The 12,763-nt window shown below is 37.7% G+C and carries 9 protein-coding genes; 7 read left to right on the top strand and 2 right to left on the bottom strand.

What is annotated here, in order from left to right; genetic code table 11:
- Positions 1-9: 9 nt before the first annotated feature.
- A complete protein-coding gene (locus ACM40_RS19605; RefSeq protein WP_048504455.1) occupies positions 10-924 on the bottom strand; it encodes a carbohydrate kinase family protein in 915 nt (304 codons plus the stop codon).
- 40 nt (positions 925-964) lie between these two features.
- Positions 965-1,984 (bottom strand): LacI family DNA-binding transcriptional regulator, encoded by a 1,020-nt coding sequence (locus ACM40_RS19600; RefSeq protein WP_048504454.1) that lies wholly within the window; start codon positions 1,982-1,984, stop codon positions 965-967.
- Between the two features lie 594 nt (positions 1,985-2,578).
- On the opposite strand from ACM40_RS19600, the gene ACM40_RS19595 reads away from it, so the two are divergent.
- From ACM40_RS19595 to ACM40_RS19565, 7 genes are all read left to right on the top strand, one after another.
- Positions 2,579-4,492 (top strand): polysaccharide biosynthesis protein, encoded by a 1,914-nt coding sequence (locus ACM40_RS19595; protein WP_048504453.1) that lies wholly within the window; start codon positions 2,579-2,581, stop codon positions 4,490-4,492.
- A gap of 231 nt (positions 4,493-4,723) precedes the next feature.
- Positions 4,724-5,515 (top strand): polysaccharide biosynthesis/export family protein, encoded by a 792-nt coding sequence (locus ACM40_RS19590; protein ID WP_048504452.1) that lies wholly within the window; start codon positions 4,724-4,726, stop codon positions 5,513-5,515.
- Positions 5,516-5,518: 3 nt separating this feature from the next.
- A complete protein-coding gene (locus ACM40_RS19585; protein WP_048504451.1) occupies positions 5,519-7,855 on the top strand; it encodes a GumC family protein in 2,337 nt (778 codons plus the stop codon).
- A gap of 2 nt (positions 7,856-7,857) precedes the next feature.
- Positions 7,858-8,826 (top strand): SDR family oxidoreductase, encoded by a 969-nt coding sequence (locus tag ACM40_RS19580; protein WP_048504450.1) that lies wholly within the window; start codon positions 7,858-7,860, stop codon positions 8,824-8,826.
- 21 nt (positions 8,827-8,847) lie between these two features.
- Positions 8,848-10,140 carry a nucleotide sugar dehydrogenase gene (locus ACM40_RS19575; RefSeq protein ID WP_048504449.1) on the top strand — a complete coding sequence of 431 codons (1,293 nt, stop codon included), beginning with the start codon at positions 8,848-8,850 and terminating at the stop codon, positions 10,138-10,140.
- Positions 10,141-10,313: 173 nt separating this feature from the next.
- Positions 10,314-11,639: an O-antigen polymerase gene (locus tag ACM40_RS19570; protein WP_131705394.1), complete on the top strand. Its 1,326-nt coding sequence runs from the start codon at positions 10,314-10,316 to the stop codon at positions 11,637-11,639.
- Positions 11,636-12,733 carry a right-handed parallel beta-helix repeat-containing protein gene (locus tag ACM40_RS19565; RefSeq protein WP_048504447.1) on the top strand — a complete coding sequence of 366 codons (1,098 nt, stop codon included), beginning with the start codon at positions 11,636-11,638 and terminating at the stop codon, positions 12,731-12,733. The genes ACM40_RS19570 and ACM40_RS19565 overlap by 4 nt, the downstream gene beginning before the upstream one ends.
- The last annotated feature ends 30 nt before the right edge of the window (positions 12,734-12,763 follow it).

Raw genomic sequence — 12,763 nt, 5'->3', positions numbered from 1 at the left:
CGTATGTTTTTAAGGGGTTTTACAGCTGTTTTTTTCTCTGAAGGTTCTGAATTCTTCATAGGTATAATCCGGGCAGGCTCCTGATTTTGACGTAATAAAAGCGCCTAGCGACGTTGCCTGTTTCATGATCTCTTCCGGTGATCTGCCCTGAATTCTCTTTGACAGGAATCCGGCCAGAAAAGAATCTCCGCTACCCACAGTGTCTGCAATTTCAATATGAACAGCCGGAAAGTCATAAGCAGTATTCCCCACAAAATATCTGGCCCCTTTACTTCCTTTGGTAAGAACGATTTCATTCAAATTAAAATAAGCCTGAAGATGTCTGATGCTGGTATCTTCATCCACATAATCTTCACCGAGATATTCAAGAATTGTTCTAAGTTCTGCCTTATTCATTTTAACAAGATCAGCTTTATGCAATAACTTTTTAATGAATTCAAAATCGATAAAAGGAGGGCGGAAGTTGACATCAAAAACCCTGAATTTTGAATAGTCCAAAAGTTCCAGCAGCGTATTTTGGGATGTTTTATTCCTTGTAATCAGGCTTCCAAAAACAAAGGCTTCAGAATTCTGTATTAGTTCTTTATGTTCTGGTAGAGGTTGAATATAGTCCCAGGCCACTTCTTTTACAATGTCATATACAGCTTCCCCATGCTCATCAAAATCGGCAAGCACGGTTCCTGTGGCTTTTTCCTGGTCTACCTGTATGAATTCTGTAGTTATTCTCCAGTCTTTAATTTGATTAAGAAGACGGTGTCCTAATTCATCTTTCCCGATTCTGCTGAGCATTTTGGCATCAATTCCCATTTTAAAAAGATTATAGGCTACATTAAATGGTGCCCCGCCAGCCCTGGATCCGGTAGGGAAAACGTCCCACAGAACTTCTCCAAAGCAAACGACATAGTTGTATTTATTTGTTATCATATTAGGTTAAACGTTTAAGTTAATATTTAAAAAAAATGTTTTAGGTTAAATTAATTTTTAAAGACGCTTTAGCAACCAGTTTTGCGGATAATGTTATTCTTTTTCCGGTTGCCGTATAATTAGTGATTTGTCCGTCCAGAAGCTTAATAGCCTCTTCTGCCATTTCTTCAATCGGTTGCTGGATGTAGGTAATTTCTGTAGGAAAAAGGTCATAGGCATCAGTTTCATCAAATGCGATTACAGATACCTGCTCGGGAACTTTTATATTGTTTTTAACGAGGTAGGAAAGCCCCGCTACTGCAAGTTTATTACTGGAAAAATATAACGCTGTATTTTCAGGAGTTTTCCCAAGCATCTTTTCAAGTTGTAAATGTACTTCCTGTGCGATATTTTCCAATCCTATCAGTAGATATTGTATTTCAACTGTTTTTTTGGAAGAGCTTACTGCTTTTTCAAAGCCATGCTGACGGTCAAGCAGGTGCGGGAGCTCAGTTTCATAGCCAATATAGATCATTTTATCAAAATCCTTATTAAGAAGCAGATGGGCTGTACTCTCTGCGATCTCCTGATTATCAATGGTAATTCCTGGAACAGAAACCCCTTTAAGATACCTGTCAATAGTTACAACAGGGTATTTAATATGAATAAGGTTTTCAAGGGTCTTTTCTGATCCTGCTACAGGAGCAACGATCATTCCGTCCACCTGCTGCTGTGAAAAAAGCTCAGTAAGTTTTTCAAATTTTTCTGCATTTTCATCAGAGCTGCCAATGATCAGGGTATAACCTAATTTTAGAGCTTTATCTTCCAGGTTCCTGGCCATATGGGAATAGAAGTCATTGGAGATGTCTGCTACGATCAGTCCCAGAAGCTTTGTCTTATTGGTTTTAAGGCTTTTTGCGATCTTATTGGGAGTGTAGTTAATCGTTTCAGCTATTTCAAAAATTTTTTTCCTGGTCTCCTCGCTGATACGCTGTCCTTCCTTTCTGTTGAGAACATAAGATACGGTGGCTACGGAAACTCCTGCCAGTTTAGCAATATCTTTTATAGAAGACCTTTTCATTTTATTTTATTATTGCACAAAAATATTTCAGAAAATAGTAAAAAAACAATAGCTGTATTTTTTTGGTGGTTTCAGAAAAAAATGTAATTTGGCGGATTTTAATTTAAAATTATAAAAAATTGATTTTCAATTATTTATATGTTGTAATGTGCTTTAATATTAATAAATTGTTAATCAATTCAGCTTAATTATTAAATTTTGGTTAAACGTTTATTCAAATAATTTTTAGAAAAATAAACATTCTTTCTTTTTTTATTCGTTTTTTGTCTGCAATGCTATGATCATATTTTTATGTATATGGAATTTTAAATATCTGATATTTCACTTTTCAAGCTACTGAAAATTTACAATTACTATTAAAAAATGTTAAATATTATCCACGTTTTGTTATACGAATTTAAAGCTGAAAATATTGTAATGCAATAAGATATGAATATTTAAAGGTTAATTATATTGTGATATTTGTAATGTATTATGTATATATTAATAAATATTATTGAAAAATATCATTAATAATTAATTATATTTGCTTAAAATTAAAAACCACCAAATGTTGAATTAAGCAAAAAAATAACGTTTTAGGTCTTTTGTAGTATGGTGAATGTTTTTAAAATCAAAGAATTAAGATATATACCTAGGTGGCTGGTTTTTTTTATTGATGTTTCAATCGTTTGTTTTTCTGTATTAACTACGTATCTATTCTTAATAAACCTGCATGTAAAAATTAATTTTACTGAATATTCCAATGAGAAAATTTTTGTGGTTATTCTTGTTAATATTCTGTTTATGCTTCTTTTTAAAACTTATGCGGGAATTATAAGATATTCCACCTTTTTTGATTTTTTCAGGATTTTGTGGTCTTCTGGTAGTACTCTCTTGGTATTGCTGGGGTTGAGTTATATTTCGCATGTCACTTTAGGAAAGCCTGTGTATCTGTACCCTGCGCTTTTTTTATTTTTCTTTATTTCTGTCTTTCTGATGTTCTTTTTCAGAATGGTTACCAAGAAGCTTTTTAAAATGTTTATGCGGGCTGGTAATGGCTCGGCCAGGTTAAGGATCGCCGTTGCCGGAGTGGAAGATGAATCTGTATCACTCGCCAACGCTATTATTCACAGTCCTGGGCAGGATTATAGGTTAGCAGGTTTTTTTAGTGCCAGACCTGATTCCAAAAAAGCAATGCTTCTGGGCTATAAGGTATATAATAAAACGGAACTTCTTAAAAATGATCATCTTACCAGCCGGTTTGATGCAGTTCTAATCAGGGAGACGATGAGCAGACCGAAAATGGAGGAGTGGATTACTCTTGCTTTGGACAAAGGCTTGAAAGTGCTGAAGGCGCCTGATATCAGCAAAGTTACCGAAGAAGGTCTTGTGGGAAGTATCCGCCCGCTTCAGATTGAAGACCTGTTGGAAAGAAGGCCTATAAAAATAGAAAATGAAGAGGTGAAAAGCGCTCATTTTGATAAAAATATTCTCATCACCGGAGGAGCGGGATCAATAGGTAGTGAAATTGTGAGGCAGGTTGCCCGGTTGGGTGCATCGCTTATCGTGGTTGTGGATCAGGCTGAATCTCCTTTATATGAACTTAAGCTTGAATTGCTGGAGAGATTTCCCCATCAAAACTTCAAGTTTGTGCTGGCAGATATTTCAAACCATTACAGGCTAGAAAGCTTATTTGAACAGTACCGCTTTTCAACAGTTTACCATGCCGCAGCCTACAAGCATGTTCCTTTAATAGAAGATAATCCTCATGAAGCTATCTTTGTTAATATTGGAGGAACTAAGAACTTAGCTTTGCTGTCCAAACAATATAATGTGGATTGTTTTGTCATGGTCTCTACAGATAAGGCTGTGAACCCTACCAACGTGATGGGAGCTTCCAAAAGGGCGGCTGAGCTTTTTGTGCAGTCGTTACAAAACTCTCCGGGAAACATGACGAAATTTATCACCACCCGCTTTGGAAATGTTTTGGGATCTAACGGTTCTGTTATTCCACATTTCAAAAAGCAAATCGAAAAAGGAGGTCCGGTCACCATCACCCATCCCGATATCATCCGTTATTTTATGACGATTCCCGAAGCCTGTGAATTGGTGCTTCAGGCTGGAACCATGGGGAAAGGAGGTGAGATCTATGTTTTTGATATGGGAAAACCCATTAAAATTCTGGATCTGGCAAAAAGGATGATAAAGCTATCCGGGTATACGCCGGATGTTGATATCAAAATAGAATTTATCGGTTTGAGGCCAGGTGAGAAACTCTACGAGGAGCTTTTAACAGATAATTCCACGACCATTCCTACCCATCATGAAAAAATAATGATCTCAAGGGACCCGTTGATGGAATTTGAGGACATTGAGCTTTTATGCAAACAGATCATGCGTTCGGCTATAAAAAAGGACAGTCTGCAGGTCGTTAAAATTTTAAAAGTGATTGTTCCGGAATTTATAAGCAATAATTCAGAATTTGAAATTTTAGATAAAACACCGGAACATGAAGTCTATCAGTAACATAGTTTTAATTATGTAAAAAAAGAAATAAAAATAATTAAATATTTTTGCTAATTTATTTCAATCGGAACGAAAATTGCTGCGAAAAGAATTAATCTTAAAATAATAGAGCACGTTATAGATTTTCACGTATAAGTGAAATTTAGATAATAAATAAAAATATTCGTAGTACGCTCCATATATGATAAAATCTAATAAGCTGAGCGTTAAAACAATAGATTAAAAAAACATATGAATAAAACTATTATTACGTATCTGATACTGTTTTCGGTTATTTTACTATCGTGTAAGCCCAAGCAGAATATGGTATACATGTCGAAGAATAATATGGAAGAGGAAGTGTCCAGGGCAAAGTTTCAGGGTTTACATATTCAGGAGGGAGATGTTCTCCTTATCCTGGTTTCTGCACTTGACGAAATTGCAGTAAAGCCCTTCAACCTTAATACAACAAATAAGGTAGGAAGTGATACCAATACGGGAATCAACCAGTATGTACAGCCAAGTGAATATCTGGTGAATGAAGAAGGATACATATCTTTCCCGGTATTGGGAAATGTATATACCAAAGGAATGACACAGGTACAGCTTAAGCAGGAGCTGGAAACCCGTCTTAAAAGATATCTTACAGATCCTATGGTGTCCATCAGCCTGAAAAATTTCAATGTAAGTGTTTTGGGTGAAGTAAAGGAGCCGGGTCAGAAAGTAAGTGTTTCCCAAAAGGTTAATGTTTTCCAGGCACTTGGCCTTGCAGGGGATATGACGGATTTTGGGGACCGTACCAACGTGAAGCTTATCAGGACCGGAGATGACGGAGCAGATCAGGTAGTCAATATTGACCTTACCAGGTCGGACATCGTAAGCTCACCGTACTACTATATGAAGCAAAACGACATATTGTATGTTCAGCCGGATAAAAATAAGCAGGTGCAGGCGAATTCCAACCCGAACAGGGCGCTTACGTTCCAGATTATCGGTGCCTTGCTGACGGCAGGTACACTTATTATTGCTTTAACAAGACGATAAAATATGCAGCAGACAGAATTTCAGGCTAAAGAGGAAAAATTGAACATCAGAAAAACCATTTCCAAATACCTCTACAAATGGCCGTGGTTTATTGCCTCTATTTTGATCTTTTTATCAGGTGCTTATATCTATCTGAGGTATAGTGTGCCTAAATACCAGTCCAAAACCACTCTTAAATTTGATAAAAAACAAAACGACCTTTCTTCAGCGTTAGCAGATCTTGATAACCTGGGAATAGGCCTGGGCAATTCAGATGAGCTTAAAAGTGAGGCGGCTGTTGTGAATTCCAGACCCATACTTATGCAGGTGGTGAAAAACCTTAACCTTAATGTAGAGTACTACAGTGCGGGGGAGATTAAAGATTCACAGTTATTTTCCAAAATACCTATTACGGCAAAGATATTAACCTATACCAAAGAAAAGTTTGTATCAGCCGCTTATTCTATTACAGAAATAAAGGGAGACCAGTTTACCCTTGAAAATGATAAAAAAAAGGAATTCACAGGGAAATTCAATGTTCCTGTACAGCTGGATTTTGGAACAGTTATTCTTCAGAGAAACTCTCCAATTGCTGCAAAATCGGAATATAAAATTATCTTCTGGAATCCTATTGAGAAAGTAAAAAAGCTTGAAAAAACAATTCAGGTCAATTTACCGGATGAAAAGGCTATGCTAATGGACATCAGCCTGATAGGTACTCTTCCTGAAAAATCCGAAGCCATTCTTAACGAAGTTACCAAACAATATAACCTGGACGGGCAGAGAGATAAAAATTTACAGGCTCAGAATACCCAGGAATTTATTGACAAAAGACTGGAAGTGATCACCAAAGATCTTTCCGGAGTGGAAAACCAGAAAGAAGATTTCCAGAACCGCAACCGTATTGTCGATTTACAGGCCCAGGCAGAACTGGCATTACAGAATACCAGCGAAAATACCAAAGCGCTTCTTCAGCAGCAGGCTCAGCTGGATCTTCTCAATTCACTGTCGGCGGAAGCTTCTAAAAGCAACAACCAGCTAATGCCTTCAAACCTTGGGCTGAATCCTTCGCTGGAACAAACCATTTCTCAGTATAATTTACTTATTATCAGCAGAAACAAAACATTGAAGCAGGCTACGAATGAAAACCCGGCTGTCATAGAAATGAACAGGGAAATTGCTTCTCTAAAGGATGTGATCCGTGACAATATCCGTGAGCAGAAACAAACCGTACAGACTGGGATCTCCCAGCTTCAGAACCAAATCACAACAAATAATAACGTTATAGAAAAAGTTCCCGGACAATCTAAAGTATACAGGGGAATTGAACGTCAGCAGAATCTTAAAGAACAGCTCTTCTTATTTCTTCTTCAGAAAAGAGAGGAAAATGCAATTAATCTGTCTGTAGATGTTCCGAAAGCGAAAATTGTTAACCCGGCATTTACAGAAGATGCAGTAGTATCTCCTAAAAAAGATATTATTTTTCCCGGTGCTTTTTTCCTTGGAATTTTAATTCCTTTTGCCATTTTTTATCTGTTATTCCTTTTGGATGATAAAATCTACAGCAGGGATGATATCAAAGAACGTTCCCGACTGGGCGTATTGGTGGATATTCCGTCACTTAAAGACAGTGAAAACCACCTGGTGCAGAAAAACGACTTTTCAGAACTGGCGGAAGCATTCAGGGTTCTGGTTTCCAACCTTAAATTTGTTTTGCCGGCAAAAGAATCAGCTAAAGTGATCATGGTAACTTCTTCTGTAAAAGGAGAGGGGAAAACCCTGGTATCCGTTAATCTTGCCCTTACCATAGCGAATAAAAACGGAAGAGCCCTTCTGATTGGTTCGGATATCCGTAATCCTCAGATCCAGAGATACGACAGTGAGCCGGTAAAAAGAAAAGGTCTTACAGAGTTTTTATATGATGATTCGGTGAATGTGGAAGATCTTGTTCACACTTCAACCACCAATCCTTCATGTGACGTTATCTACGCCGGAGCTATTCCTCCGAATCCACAGGAGCTGCTTTCTAACGGCCGCTACCAAAAGCTTATTGAGCAGATGTCATCCAGATATGCTTATATTATTATTGACTCTGCACCGCTGATGCTGGTTTCAGATACACTGAGCATTGCAGATACGGCAGACGCAACATTATACGTAGTAAGATCAGGAATATCAAAAAATATACTGATAGATTTTGCCAACGATCTGGTAAGAGATTCTAAGCTTTCTAATGTATCCTTTGTCATTAATGATGTTTCAAGGCGTGCAGGAGGATATGGATACAATTATAGCTATGGCTATGGCTACAGCCAGACCAAGGATAAAAATAGCTGGTGGAAGAAAATTTTTAAATCATAGAAATGCATAAAATTTTAATTACAGGCGGAGCGGGCTTTATCGGCTCTAACTTAACGGAGTATTTTCTAAATAAAGGACATTATGTTGTTTGCCTGGACAATTTTGCAACAGGACACCGCCATAATATTGAGCCTTTTATGGAGAATTCGAACTATAAGCTCATTGAAGGGGATATCCGTGATTTGGAAGTTTGTCATAAAGCAGTGGAAAATGTAGATTATGTTTTACACCAGGCAGCTTTAGGTTCGGTTCCGAGATCTATTAAAGATCCTGCTACCAGTAACGACGTGAATGTTTCCGGATTCTTGAATATGCTGATTGCTGCACGTGATGCCAAAGTAAAACGGTTTGTATATGCAGCTTCATCTTCTACCTATGGAGACTCGGCATCATTACCTAAAGTGGAGGATGTAATAGGAAAGCCGTTATCACCATATGCCATTACCAAATATGTGAATGAGCTGTATGCTGATGTATTCGGGAAAACCTACGGAATGGAATGTATTGGTCTGAGATATTTCAATGTTTTTGGACGAAGACAGGATCCGAACGGAGCTTACGCTGCTGTGATTCCTTTGTTCGTAAAACAACTGATCAACCATGAATCTCCTACAATTAACGGAACGGGAGACTATTCACGTGATTTTACCTATATCGATAATGTGATTCAGATGAATGAGCTAGCGATGCTGACAGAGAATCCTGAAGCAGTGAATACGGTTTATAATACAGCCGTAGGAGACCGTACAACTCTGAACAGCCTGATCGGATACCTTAAGAAATATTTGAGCGAATTCGATGAGAAAATTGCAGATGTTGAAGTCATTTACGGACCCAACCGTGTAGGCGACATCCCGCACTCCCTGGCATCCGTGGAAAAAGCAGAAAAATTATTAGGATATAAGCCAACCCATACCATAGAAAAAGGTTTGAAAGAAGCCATCAGCTGGTATTGGGAAAATTTAAAATAAACAAGTTTAAATAGACTTTTTGTGGAAAAACAATATAAAATTGCCGTTATCGGTTTAGGATACGTAGGTCTGCCTTTAGCACGATTATTTGCAACCCAATATCCGGTGGTAGGTTTCGATATCAACCAGGGAAGAATTGAGGAGCTGAATAAAGGGGTAGATAATACTCTGGAAGTGGAAAATGAGATATTAAAAGCTGTATTAAAGCAGGAAAATCCTTTTAATCAGGCCTCTGAGAAAGGGTTGTACTGTTCGGCAGATATCAGGGATATTCAGGATGCAAATATTTACATTGTTACGGTTCCTACTCCGGTAGACAAGCATAACCGCCCTGACCTGACTCCATTATATAAATCCTCGGAAACTGTAGCTAAAGTATTGTCCAAAGGAGATATTGTGATTTATGAATCCACTGTATATCCGGGCGTTACCGAAGAAGAATGTATTCCTGTCCTGGAAAAAGTTTCAGGGTTGAAATTCAATGAGGACTTTTTTGCAGGATATTCGCCGGAACGTATCAACCCCGGAGATAAAGAGCATACGGTAGAGAAAATCCTGAAGGTTACTTCGGGTTCTACACCGGAAATAGGAGAGATTGTCAACAACCTGTATAAATCTGTGATCATTGCCGGAACCCATTTGGCTCCGACAATCAAGGTTGCGGAGGCTGCCAAGGTTATTGAAAACTCACAAAGAGATATTAATATTGCTTTTGTCAATGAGCTGGCAAAAATTTTCAATCTTTTGGATATCGATACCCATGCGGTATTGGAAGCTGCAGGAACGAAGTGGAACTTTTTACCTTTCAAACCGGGGCTTGTAGGCGGGCATTGTATTGGTGTAGATCCTTATTACCTGGCACAGAAAGCCCAGGAAAACGGGTATCACCCTGAAATTATACTGGCAGGACGCCGTCTTAACGATTCTATGGGGCAGTATGTGGCTTCCCAGCTGGTAAAAACCATGATCAAGAAGAAAATCACGATTAACGGGGCGAGAGTTTTAAACTTAGGAATTACGTTTAAAGAAAACTGTCCTGATGTAAGGAATACCAAAGCGGTAGACGTGATTCACGGTCTTGAGGACTATGCTTTACACGTGACTACATTTGATCCATGGGCAAAACCTGAAGAGGTAAAACATGAGTACGGTCTTAATGTCGTTAACGAAATTCCGGACGAAAAGTTTGATGCCATTATCCTTACGGTTGCTCACAAAGAATTTATGGATATGGACCTGAGTCATTATTTAAAGGAAGAAGGGATCATTTATGATGTAAAGGGAGTTTTGGAAGAATGTGATTCCAGACTGTAATATAATAAAGCCGGGAGAAGGGCAGATTGCTTTTTTTTCCGGCTTTTCCGGACTTGTTTCGTTTTAGAATGTTTGTACCGTATTATACTATTTATTTAAACTGAGAAGTAAGCAGCCTATTGAGCATGGAGGTAAATAAATCATATAAATTAGTTTTATTCACTTTAAGTTTTTTGTTTTTCTCTATAGGTTTCTTTATCTATGGGAAGATCAGTAATACTTCCTATCAGGATGTTTATTTTTTACCCATAGGTTTAGGCTTTTTCACTTTATTTATTTCAAACATATTTGTAAAGCTCAAATCCTATTTTATTTTCTGGATCATTACCATTCAGCAGATTATACGGTATGTGGTGATTCCTTTTCTTTTTATCACCGGAGACAAATTAAAATTCGGCAGCACAACGGTTAATGAGGCTTATGCAGTTTCTATGATGCTGATTGAGCTGTTGTTTATACTGATTGCCTATCATATCTGTACTTTATCAAAAGAACCGAAGCCGCAGAAAGGAAAATTGGATTTTTTACCTTTAAATACTGTTACCACCGGCCTTTTCTTTCTGTTTATCTTAATTATAGCAACCAACAGGAGTTTCCTGCATAAATTAAGTTTTGTATGGGATATTGCTACCTATTTAAAGCTTAAAGTTTCCGGGGATCTGGAAAGTGTTTCTCCTTTAGTCAGTATTATGTTCCCGGTGATGAGGGCATATATTGTTCTTTTTATCTTTTCCTTAATCAATTCATTTAAGATAAAGCAGGGTGCAAAGCTAATGCTTTCGATACTGATTGTATTGATTAACGCGACCATAATTATCGGGATCAGCCGCTTCAGTATTGTGTATGCTTCTTTTCCTTTGATCCTGTTACTTATTTATTTTTACCCGGCTTACAGGAGGAAGATAGTTACCTATACCTCTTCTTTCTTCGTACTTATTTTAGTAGTAGCATCACTTGCTAAATTTTCCAGCAATGCAAAAAGTGCTGATGTGGGAGGCTTTTTTAAGCTCCATCAGCTGAATGCTTATTTTGGAGGAGTGGCCAACTATGCTATAGGATACGATTCCTATCAAAAGAACCAGGTGAATCCTTTTGACAAATATTATTATTTCATATCCGATATTACGCAGAATATACCTGTACTGTCGAAGTTTTCAAATGATAATTATAAGACGAATATTAAGTTTAATAATCATATCTACGGAGCAGGACGTTCCAGGGATCAGATTGTGCCGGTTTCTGTGGCAGGACTTTATCATTTTTCAATGTATTTCTTTTACATTTATATCTTTGTTTTAACTGTCCTGGCCTTTAGATTCGAGACAAAAGCTTATAGCACAAATTCACCGGTTTTATTTTTCTTATACATCATTCTAGCCTTTGGTTGTTCGACGGCGATGATGATTAATATTGGTTCCCTTTCCGCTACGTTATTTATCAACTTAGTTGTGTTTATACCATTCTTTACAATGATTAACAAATTCAATCTAGCAAAATGAAAAAGCCGATCTTATTATTTTTCGTACTGATATATTTTTTAGGAAGCTGTCAATATTATGTTAAAGACCGTTTTTCGGGATACGATACAGTTAAAAATACCTATTTTCAAAAGGCAAAGGATCTGACTGCTTATTTGCCGGCAGGGTATTCTAAAAAAGGGGATACGGATTATACTTCCTATATCCAGAAAGGGATTAGTGAGAATTCTACCCTTATCATGCCTGATTTTCCGGTTCTTATCAATGAAAACGGACTTGCTTTAAAATCTAATCAGAAAATCCTTTTCCAGAAGAATTCGAAGCTGATTATGAAACCTAACAGCAAAGACCGCAACGGGATGCTTAATTTGTTCAACATCCAGAATGTAGATATTTATTATCCCACGATCACCGGAGACAAGCATAAACACTTGTCAACTACCGGAGAATGGGGAATGGGGATTTATATCTTATCATCCAGCCAGATCAATATTACCGGATCTTATATCGAAAGCAACTGGGGAGACGGGATTTGTATAGGAAGCAGGAACAACATTAATTCTTCAGATATAACGATTAAGAATGTCATCCTGAAAGACAACCGCAGAAACGGATTAACCATTGGAGGAGTGGTCAACCTGCTATTGGAAAACGCTTACATTGCCAATACCTCAGGAACCAATCCTCAGGCCGGAATAGACATTGAGCCGGACAGCAATTCTTACGAAGTAAAAAATGTTAAGCTTAACAATATTGAAACTGAAAACAACGGCAACTACGGCCTCATCATTTCTCCGGGAAATATGGTGGGCAAACAGCAGAAGGCCATTTCAGTAGCCATCAACAATTTTAAAGATAACGGATCCAAAATAGGCTTCGGACTGGCGATGACCAGGGATAAACCTAATGCAGGCTTCCCTCAGCTGAACGGAAATATAACGGTCAGTAACTTTTCATCACAGAATAACGCAACCGCAAAATTCAGGTCATTTAAGGGCGCTTCACACCAGGTTAATGTGAAAATGGACTTTGGAAAACTGGGGGCAACTTCCAGGAATGCAAACGGCTATGATCAAAGATTTAAAAATAACACCGAAACGATTACCTTGAAATAATGGTGAACAGGATAAAAAAGATTTTTAATA

It is taken from the genome of Chryseobacterium sp. BLS98 (assembly GCF_001045445.1).
Classification (GTDB): Bacteria; Bacteroidota; Bacteroidia; order Flavobacteriales; family Weeksellaceae; genus Chryseobacterium.
The sequence above is the reverse complement of the archived record's forward strand: the minus strand, read 5'-3'. Positions and strand labels throughout refer to the sequence as shown.

What these genes read in the sequence shown, in the direction of transcription:
- ACM40_RS19595 (WP_048504453.1), top strand. Translation starts at nt 2,579, where the DNA reads ATGGTGAATGTTTTTAAAATCAAAGAATTAAGATATATACCTAGGTGG.
- ACM40_RS19590 (WP_048504452.1), top strand. Translation starts at nt 4,724, where the DNA reads ATGAATAAAACTATTATTACGTATCTGATACTGTTTTCGGTTATTTTA.
- ACM40_RS19605 (WP_048504455.1), bottom strand. Translation starts at nt 924, where the DNA reads ATGATAACAAATAAATACAACTATGTCGTTTGCTTTGGAGAAGTTCTG.
- ACM40_RS19585 (WP_048504451.1), top strand. Translation starts at nt 5,519, where the DNA reads ATGCAGCAGACAGAATTTCAGGCTAAAGAGGAAAAATTGAACATCAGA.
- ACM40_RS19600 (WP_048504454.1), bottom strand. Translation starts at nt 1,984, where the DNA reads ATGAAAAGGTCTTCTATAAAAGATATTGCTAAACTGGCAGGAGTTTCC.
- ACM40_RS19580 (WP_048504450.1), top strand. Translation starts at nt 7,858, where the DNA reads ATGCATAAAATTTTAATTACAGGCGGAGCGGGCTTTATCGGCTCTAAC.
- ACM40_RS19565 (WP_048504447.1), top strand. Translation starts at nt 11,636, where the DNA reads ATGAAAAAGCCGATCTTATTATTTTTCGTACTGATATATTTTTTAGGA.